12 protein-coding genes, 5 tRNA genes and 2 other RNA genes are annotated in these 15,155 nt (G+C 54.2%); 14 read left to right on the top strand and 5 right to left on the bottom strand.

The window, feature by feature from the left end; all coding sequences use genetic code 11:
- Position 1 precedes the first annotated feature (1 nt).
- From wzxE to K6L24_RS20415, 11 genes are all read left to right on the top strand, one after another.
- Complete coding sequence (gene wzxE, locus K6L24_RS20465; RefSeq protein WP_118665018.1) at positions 2–1,252, top strand: lipid III flippase WzxE; 1,251 nt, start codon at positions 2–4, stop codon at positions 1,250–1,252.
- Positions 1,249–2,325 (top strand): TDP-N-acetylfucosamine:lipid II N-acetylfucosaminyltransferase, encoded by a 1,077-nt coding sequence (gene wecF, locus K6L24_RS20460; RefSeq protein ID WP_137270075.1) that lies wholly within the window; start codon positions 1,249–1,251, stop codon positions 2,323–2,325. The genes wzxE and wecF overlap by 4 nt, the downstream gene beginning before the upstream one ends.
- Positions 2,322–3,668, top strand: coding sequence for an ECA oligosaccharide polymerase (wzyE, locus tag K6L24_RS20455; RefSeq protein WP_062749067.1), 1,347 nt, complete (start codon positions 2,322–2,324; stop codon positions 3,666–3,668). Before wecF ends, wzyE begins: the two co-directional genes overlap by 4 nt.
- A gap of 34 nt (positions 3,669–3,702) precedes the next feature.
- Entirely contained in the window at positions 3,703–4,443 is a 741-nt protein-coding gene (gene wecG / locus K6L24_RS20450) for a lipopolysaccharide N-acetylmannosaminouronosyltransferase (RefSeq protein WP_062749065.1), read from the top strand.
- 179 nt (positions 4,444–4,622) lie between these two features.
- A tRNA-Arg gene (locus K6L24_RS20445) sits at positions 4,623–4,699 on the top strand.
- A gap of 83 nt (positions 4,700–4,782) precedes the next feature.
- Positions 4,783–4,858 (top strand) — tRNA-His (locus K6L24_RS20440).
- Between the two features lie 28 nt (positions 4,859–4,886).
- Positions 4,887–4,973 (top strand) — tRNA-Leu (locus tag K6L24_RS20435).
- Between the two features lie 26 nt (positions 4,974–4,999).
- Positions 5,000–5,076 (top strand) — tRNA-Pro (locus K6L24_RS20430).
- A gap of 94 nt (positions 5,077–5,170) precedes the next feature.
- Positions 5,171–5,247 (top strand) — tRNA-Pro (locus tag K6L24_RS20425).
- Positions 5,248–5,280: 33 nt separating this feature from the next.
- A non-coding RNA gene (locus tag K6L24_RS20420) (RtT sRNA) lies at positions 5,281–5,406 on the top strand.
- A gap of 33 nt (positions 5,407–5,439) precedes the next feature.
- Positions 5,440–5,565: non-coding RNA, RtT sRNA (locus tag K6L24_RS20415), on the top strand.
- 66 nt (positions 5,566–5,631) lie between these two features.
- On the opposite strand, the gene K6L24_RS20410 is transcribed toward K6L24_RS20415, so the two are convergent.
- A complete protein-coding gene (locus K6L24_RS20410; protein WP_062748587.1) occupies positions 5,632–6,207 on the bottom strand; it encodes an NAD(P)H-dependent oxidoreductase in 576 nt (191 codons plus the stop codon).
- An 80-nt stretch (positions 6,208–6,287) separates the two neighbouring features.
- On the opposite strand from K6L24_RS20410, the gene K6L24_RS20405 reads away from it, so the two are divergent.
- A complete protein-coding gene (locus K6L24_RS20405; protein ID WP_137270318.1) occupies positions 6,288–6,902 on the top strand; it encodes a TetR/AcrR family transcriptional regulator in 615 nt (204 codons plus the stop codon).
- A 920-nt stretch (positions 6,903–7,822) separates the two neighbouring features.
- On the opposite strand, the gene hemY is transcribed toward K6L24_RS20405, so the two are convergent.
- From hemY to hemC, 4 genes are read right to left on the bottom strand one after another with little or no spacing between them, the layout of a single operon-like run.
- On the bottom strand, positions 7,823–9,013 hold the full coding sequence (gene hemY / locus K6L24_RS20400) for a protoheme IX biogenesis protein HemY (protein WP_062748591.1): 1,191 nt from the start codon (positions 9,011–9,013) through the stop codon (positions 7,823–7,825).
- Between the two features lie 2 nt (positions 9,014–9,015).
- On the bottom strand, positions 9,016–10,155 hold the full coding sequence (gene hemX, locus K6L24_RS20395) for a uroporphyrinogen-III C-methyltransferase (protein WP_062748593.1): 1,140 nt from the start codon (positions 10,153–10,155) through the stop codon (positions 9,016–9,018).
- Between the two features lie 6 nt (positions 10,156–10,161).
- Positions 10,162–10,908, bottom strand: a complete 747-nt coding sequence (gene hemD / locus K6L24_RS20390) for a uroporphyrinogen-III synthase (RefSeq protein ID WP_062748595.1) — start codon at positions 10,906–10,908, stop codon at positions 10,162–10,164.
- Positions 10,905–11,846, bottom strand: a complete 942-nt coding sequence (gene hemC, locus K6L24_RS20385; protein WP_062748597.1) for a hydroxymethylbilane synthase — start codon at positions 11,844–11,846, stop codon at positions 10,905–10,907. The genes hemD and hemC overlap by 4 nt, the downstream gene beginning before the upstream one ends.
- A gap of 292 nt (positions 11,847–12,138) precedes the next feature.
- Here hemC and K6L24_RS20380 point away from each other — a divergent pair, with 292 nt between their 5' ends.
- Together K6L24_RS20380 and lptM are read left to right on the top strand one after the other, a co-directional pair.
- Complete coding sequence (locus K6L24_RS20380) at positions 12,139–14,694, top strand: class I adenylate cyclase (RefSeq protein ID WP_062748599.1); 2,556 nt, start codon at positions 12,139–12,141, stop codon at positions 14,692–14,694.
- 245 nt (positions 14,695–14,939) lie between these two features.
- Positions 14,940–15,140 carry an LPS translocon maturation chaperone LptM gene (lptM, locus tag K6L24_RS20375; protein ID WP_222681790.1) on the top strand — a complete coding sequence of 67 codons (201 nt, stop codon included), beginning with the start codon at positions 14,940–14,942 and terminating at the stop codon, positions 15,138–15,140.
- Positions 15,141–15,155: the final 15 nt, after the last annotated feature.

Below are 15,155 nucleotides of genomic sequence, written 5' to 3'. Positions count from 1 at the left end.
TATGTCACTGGCAAAAGCGTCGGTGTGGACAGCGGTTTCCACGCTGGTAAAAATTGCCGCCGGTTTACTGGTGGTAAAAATGCTGGCGGTGTCCTACGGTCCTGCCGGCGTCGGACAGGCCGGGAATTTCCGTCAGCTGATTACCGTACTGGGCGTGCTGGCGGGGGCCGGAATATTTAACGGCGTCACCAAGTATGTGGCGCAGTATCAGCAGGATCCCGGCCAACTGCGGGCCGTCACCGGCACTGCGTCTTCCATGGTGCTGGGGTTTTCTCTGCTGCTGGCGCTGATTTTCCTGCTGTTTGCCGCGCCGATTAGCCACGCGCTGTTTGGTCACGATCGCTACCAGCAGGTGATCCGCTTTGTCGCCTTCCTGCAAATGGGGATCGCCTGGGCTAACCTGGCGCTGGCGATCATGAAAGGCTTCCGCGATGCCGCAGGGAATGCACTGTCGTTAATCATCGGTAGCCTGACCGGGGTGGCTGCGTGGTTTGTTTGCTATAAGCTGGGAGGTTACAGCGGCGCACTGATCGGGCTGGCGATGGTGCCGGCGATGGTGGTGGTGCCCGCCGTCGTATTGCTGGTGTGGCGCGATCATCTGCCGGTGTGTTATCTGTTACCTGCATGGCGGCCTGAGTTTGTTACCCTGCTGGGGAAGTTTACCCTGATGGCACTGATCACCGCGGTGACGCTGCCGGTTGCCTGGATGATGATGCGCAATCTGCTGGCGCAACATGCAGGATGGGAGCAGGTCGGACTGTGGCAGGGCGTCAGCAGTATCTCTGATGCCTATCTGCAGTTTATCACTGCGTCGTTCAGCGTATATCTGCTGCCCACCCTGTCACGCCTGCAACAGAAAGCAGATATTTCCCGTGAAATCATTAAGGCCCTGCGTTTTGTCCTGCCGGTGGTTGCTGGCGTCAGTTTTACCGTCTGGTTGTTGCGGGACGTGGCCATCTGGCTGCTGTTTTCCCACGCGTTTACGGCCATGCGCGATCTGTTTGTCTGGCAGTTGATCGGTGACGTACTCAAGGTAGGGTGTTACGTTTTCGGTTACCTGGTGATTGCGAAAGCCTCACTACGTTTCTATATCCTGACGGAAGTGAGCCAGTTTGTCCTGTTGACCGGATTTTCCCGCTGGCTGATCCCGCTGCATGGTGCAGCCGGAGCGGCGCAGGCGTATATGGCGACCTATATCGCTTATTTTGCACTCTGTGCAGGTGTCTTTATTATTTATCGTAGACGAGTATGACCAGAGTAATTCATCTTTTAGGCGCAGACATTCCGCATCATAATGCGACGGTGCTGGGCTTTTTTAACCAGGTTTTACATAACGTTATCCCGTCAGCTTCCCGACGTGAATTCTGGGTGGTGAGTGGGCAGTCCGAACTGGCTGCCCAGCATCCGATGCTGACTGTCAGGCTGTTTTGCACGAAAAACGAACTGGCACAGGCGGTAATAGCGACCGGCAGGGCGCAGCGTGAAACGCGCTTTTTCTTTCATGGGCAGTTTAATCCGCGTCTCTGGCTGGCACTGCTGGCGGGTAAACTTAAACGCCATCAGTTTTACTGGCATATCTGGGGGGCTGATCTGTATGAAGAGTCCAGCCGCCTGAAATTCCGCCTGTTCTATTTGCTCCGGCGTCAGGCGCAGAAGCGGGTGGGGCACGTGTTTGCCACCCGGGGAGACATCAGCCACTTTCACCAGCGGCATCCCCACGTCCCGGCATCGCTGCTCTATTTCCCGACGCGACTGGCACAAGATGTGCGGGTCAGCGATGAGGCGCAGGGCCCGCTCACCATCCTGCTCGGCAACTCCGGTGATGCCAGCAACCGCCATATCCCTGCGCTTAAAGCTATCCATCAGCAGTTTGGTGATAATGTGCGTGTTGTCGTACCGTTAGGCTATCCGGCTAATAATGACGCGTATATTCAGCAGGTGCAGGAGGCGGCGACGGCCCTGTTCAGGCCGGGGGTGGTGTCGCTCCTGACGGAAAAACTGGCTTTCAGCGACTATCTGCAACTGATTGGCCGCTGCCACCTTGGCTACTTTATTTTCGAACGTCAGCAGGGTATCGGCACGCTCTGCCTGCTGATGCAGGCGAATGTGCCTTTTGTTCTGAACCGCAAGAACCCGTTCTGGCAGGACCTGACAGAACAGCAGGTGCCGGTGCTGTTTGACGGCGATCCGCTGGATGCGGCGACGGTCAGTGAGGCGCGGCGTCAGATGATGCTGCTGGATAAATCACATGTTGCGTTTTTTGAGCCAGGCTATCTGAGCGGCTGGCAGCAGGCATTGCGTCTGGTAGAAGGGGATAACGCATGACGCTATTACAGTTCGCCGGGCTGCTGGTGGTGTACCTGTGCTGCTGTGGTTTTATTCTTACGCTGACCTGGCGTGAGTTTCGGCGCGTACGTTTTAACTTCAACGTCTTTTTCTCGTTGCTGTTTTTACTCACCTTTTTCTTCGGTTTTCCGCTTACCTGCATGCTGGTGTTTGGCTTTGATGTTGAGGTGGTACCGCCGGAATACCTGCTGCAGGCGCTGCTTTCGGCGGGGGGGTTTTATGCGATTTACTATACCAGCTATAAAACCCGACTCAGAGCACCTCACCGCCCACCACCGCGCCCGGTGTTTACCATCAATCGTATTGAAGCGCATCTGACCTGGGGTATCCTTGCGCTGGTCGCGCTGGGCACCGTCAGTGTGTTCTTCCTGCACAATGGTTTCCTGCTATTTAAGCTGCACAGCTACAGCCAGATTTTCTCTGCGGATGTCTCTGGCGTTGCCCTGAAACGCTTCTTCTACTTCTTTATACCGGCCATGCTGGTGATCTACTTCCTGAAACAGGACAAACGCAGCTGGCTGCTTTTCCTGATCAGTACCGTCGCGTTTGGCCTGCTGACCTATATGATTGTCGGCGGAACGCGCGCCAACATCATTATCGCGTTTGCCCTGTTTCTGTTTATTGGCATTATCCGCGGCTGGATCACGCTGTGGATGCTGGTGCTGGCCGGTGTCGGCGGGATTGTCGGCATGTTCTGGCTGGCGCTAAAGCGTTACAACCTGGATGTCAGTGGTTCCGAAGCGTTCTATACCTTCCTGTATCTGACCCGCGATACCTTTTCGCCCTGGGAGAATCTGGGCCTGCTGCTGCAAAATTACGACAAGATTGATTTCCAGGGGCTGGCGCCCATCTGGCGAGATTTTTATGTCTTTATTCCCAGCTGGTTATGGCACGGGCGCCCCTCCATCGTACTGAACAGCGCCAACTACTTTACGTGGGATGTGCTGGATAACCATTCCGGGTTGGCCATCTCCCCCACGCTCATCGGTTCGCTGGTGGTGATGGGGGGGGCGCTGTTTATTCCCCTTGGGGCAGTGGCCGTCGGGTTAATTATCAAGTGGTTCGACTGGCTGTATGAAAAAGGTCAGCAGGAACAGAACCGCTATAAAGCCGCCATCCTGCAAAGTTTCTGTTTCGGTGCGGTATTTAACATGATAGTGCTGGCGCGAGAGGGGCTGGATGCTTTTGCCTCCCGCGTGGTGTTCTTCTGTATCATTTTTGCGTTCTGCGTTGTGCTGGCGAAGTTGCTCTACTGGCTGCTTGATACTGCCGGGCTGGTACGTGCCCGTGCGCCTGCCCGTTCGCTGTCGATTCAGCCCTAACGCCTGATATGCGTTTTGCTTTAAAGGAATTTCCATGACTGTCTCTGTAGATGTGCCGCACTACCAGATCCGCGGAATATCGCTGTCAGGCTTTAGTGATATGGCACAGTTCGTTGATTACCTTAATCAGCAGGGTGAACTGAAAACCGGCACGCTGGTGGCGATTAACGCGGAGAAGGTGCTGACGGCAGAAGCCGATGCGGCGGTTCATCAGCTGATTGATGCCGCCGAGTATAAATACGCCGATGGCATCAGCATTGTGCGCTCAATCCGTAAAAAGTACCCGCAGGCCAATGTTTCACGTATAGCCGGTGCCGACCTGTGGGAAGCGCTGATGGAACGTGCCGGGCGCGAGGGCACTCCGGTGTTTCTCATCGGTGGGCAACCCGCCGTGCTTGCGCAGACGATGGATAAGCTACGTCGTTTGTGGAATGTGAATATTGTCGGATCGCAGGACGGTTTCTTCACACCGGACCAGCGTGAAGCGCTGTTTACCCGGATCCGGGAAAGTGGGGCTAAACTGGTGACGGTGGCGATGGGGTCACCGCGCCAGGAGATTCTGATGCGGGACTGTAAAGCCAGCTATCCTGATGCGCTGTATATGGGAGTGGGGGGGACCTACGACGTGTTTACCGGACAGGTGAAGCGTGCGCCTAAGATATGGCAGCGAATGGGGCTGGAGTGGCTGTATCGACTGATTTCACAGCCTACCCGCCTCAAGCGCCAGCTCAGACTGCTGAAATACCTTAAATATCACTGGCGCGGCGATCTTTAATCAGCACGTCTTTTCTGTCAGTGAAGGTCGTTTTGTGCGGTTCATCGCGGTGAAAAGGGCGAAAAACGCTGCGACTTTAGACGGAATGCACAAAGCGTAATCAAACGCGTTTTTTTGTGCAAAAAGCACTGGACAGTCAGGGCTGTCCTCCGTAGTATGCACATCCGCAACGGCGCTACGCGCCCGTAGCTCAGCTGGATAGAGCGCTGCCCTCCGGAGGCAGAGGTCTCAGGTTCGAATCCTGTCGGGCGCACCATGATTTTTGTGCGCATGAGCGGCGGTGGTAACATTTACCGCGTTAGTTAGTAGTAGAAAGAAGCAGTAAAGAAGTCAGGTATGGTGGCTATAGCTCAGTTGGTAGAGCCCTGGATTGTGATTCCAGTTGTCGTGGGTTCGAGTCCCATTAGCCACCCCAGACTTTTAAGTATCAGGTTTTGTAGTATGCGAAGGTGGCGGAATTGGTAGACGCGCTAGCTTCAGGTGTTAGTGTCTTAACGGACGTGAGGGTTCAAGTCCCTCTCTTCGCACCACAAAATCTAAGCAGTAAAGCAGTATTCGGCGAGTAGCGCAGCTTGGTAGCGCAACTGGTTTGGGACCAGTGGGTCGGAGGTTCGAATCCTCTCTCGCCGACCAATTTAGAAAGCCCTGCTGTTGCGGGGCTTTTGCTTCAAGCCTGAGCGCTTTAAGCGATAAAAATAAAGAAAAGTAGTGGCATTAAAGCAGTATTCGGCGAGTAGCGCAGCTTGGTAGCGCAACTGGTTTGGGACCAGTGGGTCGGAGGTTCGAATCCTCTCTCGCCGACCAATTTAAGAAACCTGCTTGAAAAAGCAGGTTTTTTTTCGTCTGTACATAAAGAGGATGAGAACCTTCGAAGGAGGTTTGAGCCGAGCGTAGCGAGACAACGTTGCTTCAGCAACGGCCCGCAGGGCGGCTCGCAGAGCCGTAATCCTCTCTCGCCGACCAATTTAAGAAACCTGCTTGAAAAAGCAGGTTTTTTTTCGTCTGTACATAAAGAGGATGAGAACCTTCGAAGGAGGTTTGAGCCGAGCGCAGCGAGACAACGTCGCTTCAGCAACGGCCCGCAGGGCGGCTCGCAGAGCCGTAATCCTCTCTCGCCGACCAGGTTAAGAAACCTGCCTGAAAAGCAAGTTTTTTTCGGCTGTACGGGGCCTTTTGCGTATCTGAGCTTTACATCCTTCTCATTATCCGTTGCTTCACATTTTGCACCTCAGCGCTGAGCGCTTCCCCCGGCGTTTGCAGCAGCAGTTCAGACGTAATGACCTCCGCGCCGCAGAAATCGAAGATACCGTGATCAATCTGCGTTCTCATCGCGGCAAAGTAGCCGTGGCGGGCATAAGTACGCATGTCCCCAGCACCCAGCGCTACCAGATGAACCTTCAGACGTTGTAATTTTTTTACCAGTCCTCCTTCACTATCTTCATATGCCCAGCCATGGGTAAATACCCGGTCAATCCAGCCTTTGAGCTGGGCAGGCATTGACCACCAGTACACCGGATAAACCAGGATCAGCGTATCGGCACGATCTATCCTCGCCTGCTCTGCGACGATCTCCTGTGAAACCGGCCCCTGCTGACGGAAGGCCGCAATATCATTCTGCGTAAAACGCGGGTCGAAACCTTCCGCAGCCAGATCGGCAATGTCAACATCATTGCCTGCGGCCGTAATACCCTCTGCCAGCTGCCCGGCAATCTGGTGGGTCAGTGACTGGCGGTCAGGATGAGAAACAACAATAAGTGTGTGCATGGTCAAGACTCCGACTTGCGGGTTAGAGAGAGAAACGTTACGCTAATATACTATTAGTAAGTTACCTTTGGTATATAAGCATGTCAATCGACAACGACTCTTCCCCGCTTCCCCGTCGGCGTTTGTCACGTGAAGCACGCTATCAGCAGCTTATTGATACCGCGTGGCAGCTCATTCGCGATGAGGGAACGGAAGCATTAACCCTGGGCAGGCTGGCGGCACAGTCCGGTGTCACCAAACCGGTGGTCTACGATCATTTCGGCACGAGATCGGGACTGTTTGCGGTGTTATATCAGGAATTCGATGCGCGGCAGAACGCCCTGTTTGATGCGGCCTTAGCAAAAAGTGAAGCGACGCTCTCAGCCAGAGCGGCGGTGATTGCTCAGTCCTTCGTGGAATGCGTGCAGCTTCAGGGACGGGAGATCCCCGGGATTATCGCTGCACTGATAGGTTCGCCAGAACTGGAGCAGATCAAACGGGCTTATGAAGTGGCGTTTATCGAGAAGTGCCGTGGAATATTGTCGCCTTTCAGTGAGGGCGGGGAGCTGACGAATGCCGGACTCTGGGCGATGCTGGGTGCAGCGGAGTCGTTATCCTATGCCGCCACGCGTGACGAAATTACCATCCGGCAGGCGCAGGACGAACTGTTTTCGGTGATTATGGCATTAGTTGAGCGCAGCAGGCGAAGATTATAGCCAGATGTCGTCATCTGGCGACATCCAATCCCTTGTTCAGTAATGATATTTTTTAATTATCATTAATCTGTCTCCATCAGGAGACGGATCTTTTCCCTTGATGTCGGGTTGAAGCAACAGTGATCTGCCTTGTGTGCTGATATTAAAAAAAGATTAATGGTATAAAAAATAGTGGGATAGCGTTAAATGCTCTGGTTTATTGGCGTTCTGGCATGCCTTATGCAAGAATAACACTGTAGATGCTCATTCCACCTCTTATGTTTGCGCAAGCTTCATAAACCTGGGAATGACGCAGAGCCATTTTACGGTACCTGTTGTCCATCCAGCCAATATCGCCAACGCCTTATTGGATACCGGGCAATACGTTGAGTCAGGTACCACCCGGTTGTCTTAGCCGACCTGAAAATTTACACCTGTCTTATGGCAGGTGTTTTTTTTTGCCCCGATGCCCGTCATCTTTCGCGCCGCAGATGCGTTGGCTGCACGGGCTCACCCCGGTCACTGACTCATGTCAGCTCCCGGTGATTCTCGCGCTTGCCGCCTTCCTGCAACACGAAATCTTTAGGGCATCATAAGCGTCATCTTTCGCGCCGCAGATGCGTTGGCTTCGCGGGCTCACCCCGGTCACTGACTCATGTCAGCTCCCGGGGATTCTCGCGCTTGCCGCCTTCCTGCAACACGAAATCTTTAGGGCATCATAAGCGTCATCTTTCGCGCCGCAGATGCGTTGGCTGCACGGGCTCACCCCGGTCACTGACTCATGTCAGCTCCCGGGGATCCTCGCGCTTGCCGCCTTCCTGCAACACGAAAGCTTTAGGGCATCACAAGCGTCATCTTTCGCGCCGCAGATGCGTTGGCTTCGTGAAAAGCAGGCATAAAAAAACCGGGCACCAGGCCCGGCTTTTACACAGGTTCAGGATTCAGGGATTGTTTTTCAGCGTCAGCAGCAAACCGTCACGTCGCATTGATGCGGCTTCTTCCGGCTTGTGCTGCCGATCCAGCGTATCTGCCAGCCAGGCGTAGTCAAAGGCATCCGGACGCTGCTGCAGCGCCGCACGAAAGGCTTCCGCTGCCTGCTCCCATTCACCATGCTGCATCAGCAGTTGCCCCAGAGTGCTGTGCAACAGCGGTGTCGCACCATGCTGTTTGATCTGCTGGCGCAATGCTTTTTCCAGCTGCTCCGGATTACCGGTTTTCAGACGGGGCATCAACAGTACCAGGCGTTCATCGTACTGGCGCTTCAGACCTTCCAGCACAATTTGCTGTGCGGTGTCGTGATCGTCGCAGACGATTAGATGATCCGCCATGGCCACCTGTAAAGCCGGTTCCTGTCGGGTTTTCCTGCTCTGATTTTGCCACCAGCGCTTCAGGCCGTCGCTACCCTGATCGGCCATCGCCTGGCTCATCAGACCCAGCCAGGCCTGCTGTTGCAAATCGAGGCGATGGGCGTCATCACCAAGCCTGATTTTTTCCATCGCAGGAAGAATATCCAGCAAGGCACTCCACGCATGTGTACGCAGATAGGCCTGTTCTGCAAGGCGCAGGACTTCGGGGTGACGCGGTGCGATCTCCAGCAGACGATCGATACCGTGGCGTGCCGCATGATCCTCATTGCGGGCCAGCTGAATGCGCACGCGGGTGATCTCTACCGGAAGCGGATCGCCCTTGTTTAGCTCAGACGCGCGCTCGAGGTGCTGATTGGCACGTATCTCATCACCACGCTGCTGTGCGGCTTCTGCGGCCAGCAGATAGTTAACGACAGGCTGTTCAGCATGATCCGCATGGCGCGACAGCAGTTTCTCGACCTGCTGATAGTCACCTTCGGCCAGCTTGATAAGGGCGGCATTGGTCTGTTTGTGTGCGCTGCGGCGCTTACGACCGCTAAACCAGCCGCGAGTCCGTGCTCCGGTCCGGAAAAGGCGGCGAAGCAGCCACTCAATGGCCAGAATGACGATCAGGGCGAGCACCAGCATGATCACCATCGCCGTCACGCTGGTTTTAATATCCCAGTTATCGGTGCGGATCAGCACGTAACCCTGATGGCCTGCCATCATAGGGCCAAGGACAATACCCGCCATACACAGCAGAAACAGAAGAAGAACTTTAAGCATTATTATTCTCCCTGTTGCTGGGATGTGGCTGACGGTGCCGCTGGCTGGGCCAGCAGATTACGTACGCGAGTTTCCATCAGCTTATCCAGCAGCGGCTGACTCTGCAGTGCTTCGGGAACATCCATCGATACGCTCTGCTGGCTCAATTCGTCCAGCTGGCTGAGAAACGCTTTGGTACTGGCATCATTGCTGTCAAACCAGGCGCGTGTCCATGCGGAAACGGTATCGATAGACTGTTTATAAATTTCATTCTGATGGCGGGGTACCGCCTGTGCGGCAATCAGCAGACGCGAACGGATATTTTCACGCAGGTAAATATCCTGATCGGGCGCCATCATTGGTTCTGCGGTGGCATCACGGCGACGGATAGTGATGAAATCGTCCATAAAGTTATGCCAGCTTTTCACCAGGTTCTGACGCCATTCCCGTAAAGAGGAAGAGAGCTCCCCGCTGTCGGAATCCATCGGCGCATTGTCACTGTCGTTATCGGCAATACGCAAATTATCAACGTCGTTGGACAGCTGGTTCAGTTTCAGAATAATACCGTCATAGTCGACCTGACTGAGCGCTGACAGCGTACTGATGTCCTGAGTCAGCGCCCTGCGGGCATCGATCAGACTGGGATCGTTCATATCGGCCAGGCTGGCATCCGCACTTTTCAACAAGGCGGCGGCGGTGGTCACATCCTGATCGCTCCACAGCTTACGACCGGCCATTTTCACCAGGTAATCAGCCTGCGCCAGCATCCAGGTTTGTGCGTCGCTGCCGGAAATGGTCGCGATTTTCTGCTTCAGTTCATCCAGCTGTTGACTCATCGCTGCCTGTTGCTGGCGAGCGGTCTCCAGCGCAGAGGTTTGCGTCGCCAGTTGCTTCACCAGGGACTGGTTGTCGCTGACTGCCGATTGCTGCAGATCCGAAAGCTGAGAGGCGAGGGCCTCACTGGCCGCAGCCTGTTGTTGTGCCTGATGTTTTCCATACATATAGAGGCCAGCACCCACGGCCAGCGCAATGGCGATTGCCACCACACCCAGTACCGTACCGCTATTCTTCGCTTTACGCGGCGGTTGTGGTTCACGAGTTGAGGTATCAACCACTGGGGTAGTCTCTTCAACCATGGCGGAGGAATCTTTGTGTTCCGTCATAATGGTTCATCCCATATTAAGTGCGCGTAGTAACGCATCATTATCGGCACCCCCGGCGACACAAATGTCCGCCCAGCCCAGGTTTCGGGCCAGAGTAGCCAAACGTTGACTGACGACAACCAGCCGACAGTGTAAGAGCCATTCATCCCGATCGACATCGGGGAACAGGCTGTAAAGCTGCTGCAGCATTTCGCCACTGGTGACAACCAGAGTCTGTATACCGTAGTTACGCCAGCGCCGGCCTTCTTCCGCACCATGATAATTTTTTTCACAGCGCTGATAGCACTCGATAAACTCTACCTGAGCCCCCCGGGCAAGCATAGTTTCTGCCAGTAACTCCCGTCCACCGTTACCACGTAGAATAAGGGCACGTTTACCGGCGACGGACTGCAAAGCCGGTATCTGGATCAGGATCTCACTGGTTTCCTGCTCGTGGGGCCACACGACGTCATGACCACTGACGGCGTGCAAAGCCAGCGCCGTGCTGCGACCTATAGCATAATAGTTCAGGCCATCGGGCCATGTCATACCGGCGTGAGATAACGCCGGGTGAGCATAGTGAATGGCATGCTGAGACAGGATAAAGACCAGGTCTCCTGCTCGCAGTGCGCCAAGTCGTTCGGGCAGGATGTCTAGCTGGGTTCCCGGTGTGAATTCAATCAACGGGAGCGCCCAGGCAACCTGTCCACGCGCGCACAGACGGCTAACCAGCTCATCTGCAGCCGGTGATGGACGGGTTACCAGAATACTCATGCGGGGGGATTCCCCTGATAAACGTCAGCCAGAATTTCACGTGCGCCGTTATCCAGTAACTCTTCAGCCAGCGAAATGCCCATTTTTTCAGCATCAGCACGCGGGCCGCGTCGTTCACCTTTCACCATCTGGCTGCCGTCCGGTGAACCCACCAGGCCACGTAACCAAAGCTGATCGCCTTCCAGCACGGCATAGCTGCCGATTGGCACCTGACATCCACCTTCCAGGCGGGTATTCATCGCCCGCTCTGCCCTTACGCGGCAGGCGGTGTCCTCATCGTTCAACGCCGCCAGTAATCCGATGACCCAATTGTCATCCAGGCGGCATTCAATGCCAACTGCGCCCTGTCCTACGGCAGGCAGCGACTCCTCTGCGGGCATAATCTGGCGGATACGTTCCCCAAGCCCCAGGCGCTTCAGCCCTGCAACGGCGAGAATAATGGCATCATATTCTCCCGCATCCAGTTTCCCTAAGCGGGTACCAACGTTACCGCGCAGCGATCGAATGATCAGGTCCGGTCGGCGGGCGCTGATCTGGCACTGGCGACGCAGGCTTGAAGTGCCGACAATGGCCCCCTGTGGCAGGGCATCTACTGACGCGTAATGAGGGGAGACAAACGCATCGTGCGGATCTTCGCGCTCACAAATGGTGACTAAGCCCAGCCCATGTGGGAAGGCAACCGGCACGTCTTTCATGGAGTGCACGGCAATATCGGCGCGGTCTGAGAGCATCGCCTGTTCCAGTTCTTTAACGAACAGGCCCTTACCGCCCACCTTTGCCAGGGGCGTATCGAGGATCACATCACCTCGTGTCACCATGGGAACCAGTTCAACACGCAGGCCAGGATGACAGCTGATTAAACGCTGTTGTACATACTCCGCCTGCCATAAAGCCAGTGGACTTTGACGGGTGGCAATTCTTAAAATTTTGTCTAACATGCTTGATACCGTTTTGATCGTTCACTGATTATCCTATCATTGAACCGGGAAGGCTGTCAGTTAAACGGCGGTACACGGACGTAATGCAGTGAGTTGGTCGTAAAATGTGCTAAACTGTTAACTGGCGCAACTTTCTTTACGGTCAATCTGCCAGGTGTTAGATTGATCACGTTTCCGGCAATAATCTGCACGACTATTTTTAAAGCAAGCGGCAGAGGCTGGATAGCGAACTTTTATATACCCTTATCAGTCACAGAAGGGTGTAGGCACTGGGATAATCAGGCGAGACGTCTTGTACCTCTACATTGAGACACTGAAACAGAGACTGGATGCGATTAACCAGCTGCGCGTTGACCGCGCACTGGCTGCCATGGGACCTGCTTTCCAACAGGTTTACAGTCTGCTGCCAACCTTATTACATTATCATCACCCTTTGATGCCGGGTTACTTTGAAGGTAACGTTCCCCATGGCATTAGCTTCTACACGCCTGATGATAGCCAATTATCCTATCTCACTGATTTAGAAGATAAGTCGGGATCTTTTGCTGCTATCCCTCCACGGGGAGAAATGCCGGTTACCGGTGTTTACTCCATGGGCAGCACCTCCTCCATCGGCCAGAATTTTACCTCTGACCTTGATATCTGGGTCTGCCATCAGTCATGGCTGGATAATGATGAACGCCTGAGCCTGCAAAAAAAATGCACCCTGTTGCAAAAGTGGTGTGCCTCGATGGGCGTTGAGGTGAGCTTCTTCCTGATTGACGAAAACCGCTTCCGGCACAATGAAAGCGGCAGTTTAGGCGGGGAGGACTGTGGTTCCACCCAGCACATCCTGCTACTGGATGAGTTTTACCGCACCGCCGTTCGCATGGCCGGTAAACGTCTTCTCTGGAACATGGTGCCACGCGAAGAAGAAGAGCATTACGATGATTACGTGATGTCGCTTTATCAGCAGGGCGTGCTGACACCTAATGAATGGCTTGACCTTGGCGGCCTTGGTACGTTGTCAGCAGAAGAGTATTTCGGTGCCAGCTTGTGGCAGTTGTATAAAAGTATCGACTCCCCCTATAAAGCCGTATTAAAAACGCTGCTGCTGGAAGCCTATTCCTGGGAGTACCCGGCGACACGGCTGCTGGCGATGGATATTAAGCAGCGCCTGCATGATGGTGAGATCGTTTCTTATGGTCTCGATCCCTATTGCATGATGCTGGAGCGCGTGACGCATTATCTGACCAGCATTGATGACCATGCACGTCTTGACCTGGTACGTCGCTGCTTCTATCTGAAAGTGTGTGAAAAATTGTCGGTCAGCACGGAAGCGTCGGGCTGGCGTCGGGAGATCCTCAGCCAGCAGGTGAAAGAATGGGGATGGGATGATGACCGTCTGACGATGCTGGACAGTCGCGCAGACTGGAAAATCAGCCAGGTACGTGAAGCCCATAATGAACTGCTGGATGCGATGATGCAGAGCTATCGCAACCTGATCCGCTTTGCCCGCCGTAACAATTTAAGCGTGAGTGCCAGCCCGCAGGATATCGGGGTACTGACGCGTAAACTGTACGCTGCCTTTGAAGCGTTGCCCGGGAAAGTGACGCTGTTGAACCCGCAGATATCGCCCGATCTTTCAGAGTCTCACCTCACCTTTATCCATGTTCCTAATGGCCGTGCTAATCGCGCGGGTTGGTATCTCTATAACCAGTCGCCGGATATGAGCTCGATCATTAGTCACCAGCCACTGGAATATAACCGATATCTGAATAAACTGGTCGCGTGGGCATGGTTTAACGGCCTGCTGACCAGCAAAACGCGGTTGCATATTAAAGGGAATGAAATTTGCGATCTGGCGCGCTTGCAGGAACTGGTCGCTGATGTCTCGCATCATTTCCCGCTGCGTTTGCCTTCGCCTACGCCCAAGGCGCTCTACAGTCCGTGTGAGATACGTCACCTGGCGATCATTGTTAACCTCGAATACGATCCCACCGCTGCATTCCGAAATCAGGTCGTGCATTTTGACTTCCGCAAGCTCGACGTGTTCAGCTTTGGCCAGCAGCAGCAGTGCCTGGTAGGCAGTATTGACCTGCTGTATCGTAATTCGTGGAATGAAGTGCGAACGCTGCATTTTAACGGCGAACAGTCGATGATTGAGGCGCTGAAAACCATTCTTGGCAAAATGCATCAGGACGCATCACCGCCGGATTCCGTAGAGGTGTTTTGCTACAGTCAGCACCTGCGCGGGCTGATTCGCACTCGCGTTCAGCAACTGGTGTCTGAATGTGTGGAGCTGCGCCTCTCCAGCACCCGTCAGGAACCAGGGCGGTTCAAAGCACTGCGGGTAGCCGGTCAGACGTGGGGCCTGTTCTTCGAACGCCTGAGCGTATCGGTACAGAAGCTGGAAAACGCTGTTGAGTTTTACGGGGCGATTTCTAATAACAAACTGCATGGTTTGTCGCTGAAGGTCGAAACGGACCAGGTTCGCCTGCCTGCCGTAGTGAATGGCTATGCCAGTGAAGGTATTATTCAGTTCTTCTTTGAAGATACGCTGGACGATCACGGTTTTAATATTTATATCCTCGACGAAACCAACCGCGTTGAGGTGTATCACCATTGCGAAGGCAGTAAAGAAGAACTGGTACGGGATGTCAGCCGTTTTTACTCCTCTTCTCACGACCGCTTTACCTACGGTTCGAGCTTCATCAATTTCAATCTGCCACAGTTCTACCAGATTGTGCAGGCCGATGAGCGTTTCCAGGTGATCCCCTTCCGCAGCCAGGCTTTGACGCAGCTTTGTGCTGCTCTTCCGGATGACGCTGCCAGCGACGAATATGCCCGACGCTATCAGATGCATTAAGATTTTTACGATTCAATCCTCATCGCAATAATTTTATTGTCTGAATAACAGCATGGCGTTTACCTGACCGCCTTATCGGGGGTAATCGTGACACGATCACGGGCCTGCCGACCTTCCCGATCCCCTGCCTGCCTTCAGACGGCTGAATGAGAACGTACCAGCAGGGATTGCGCTTTTCCTGTTGCTTTTCGGACTTCACCTGCGATGATAGATGGCAATAGGTATTTTTAACGAGTAGAACAAGCATGAAGAAAAAACTTATCCAGCTGGCTCTGGTGTTGACTGCGGTCAGCCTCACGGGATGTGGCCTGAAAGGCCCGCTCTATTTCCCTAAAGATGAGCAGGCTAAACCGCAGGTACAACAGACCACCCCAACGACGCCACCCGCCACGTCGGAGCAGACACCTGCCACGACCAGCGGGCAGAGTGTGCAACCGGCTCAGTAAAACAATGACACACCC

Source organism: Erwinia persicina, assembly GCF_019844095.1.
GTDB lineage: Bacteria > Pseudomonadota > Gammaproteobacteria > Enterobacterales > Enterobacteriaceae > Erwinia > Erwinia persicina.
This window is presented reverse-complemented; position numbering and strand designations above follow the sequence as displayed.

Bases quoted from the DNA above. Each gene is read 5' to 3' on its own strand.
- wzxE (WP_118665018.1), top strand. From the start codon at position 2: ATGTCACTGGCAAAAGCGTCGGTGTGGACAGCGGTTTCCACGCTGGTA.
- wecF (WP_137270075.1), top strand. From the start codon at position 1,249: ATGACCAGAGTAATTCATCTTTTAGGCGCAGACATTCCGCATCATAAT.
- wzyE (WP_062749067.1), top strand. From the start codon at position 2,322: ATGACGCTATTACAGTTCGCCGGGCTGCTGGTGGTGTACCTGTGCTGC.
- wecG (WP_062749065.1), top strand. From the start codon at position 3,703: ATGACTGTCTCTGTAGATGTGCCGCACTACCAGATCCGCGGAATATCG.
- K6L24_RS20410 (WP_062748587.1), bottom strand. From the start codon at position 6,207: ATGCACACACTTATTGTTGTTTCTCATCCTGACCGCCAGTCACTGACC.
- K6L24_RS20405 (WP_137270318.1), top strand. From the start codon at position 6,288: ATGTCAATCGACAACGACTCTTCCCCGCTTCCCCGTCGGCGTTTGTCA.
- hemY (WP_062748591.1), bottom strand. From the start codon at position 9,013: ATGCTTAAAGTTCTTCTTCTGTTTCTGCTGTGTATGGCGGGTATTGTC.
- hemX (WP_062748593.1), bottom strand. From the start codon at position 10,155: ATGACGGAACACAAAGATTCCTCCGCCATGGTTGAAGAGACTACCCCA.
- hemD (WP_062748595.1), bottom strand. From the start codon at position 10,908: ATGAGTATTCTGGTAACCCGTCCATCACCGGCTGCAGATGAGCTGGTT.
- hemC (WP_062748597.1), bottom strand. From the start codon at position 11,846: ATGTTAGACAAAATTTTAAGAATTGCCACCCGTCAAAGTCCACTGGCT.
- lptM (WP_222681790.1), top strand. From the start codon at position 14,940: ATGAAGAAAAAACTTATCCAGCTGGCTCTGGTGTTGACTGCGGTCAGC.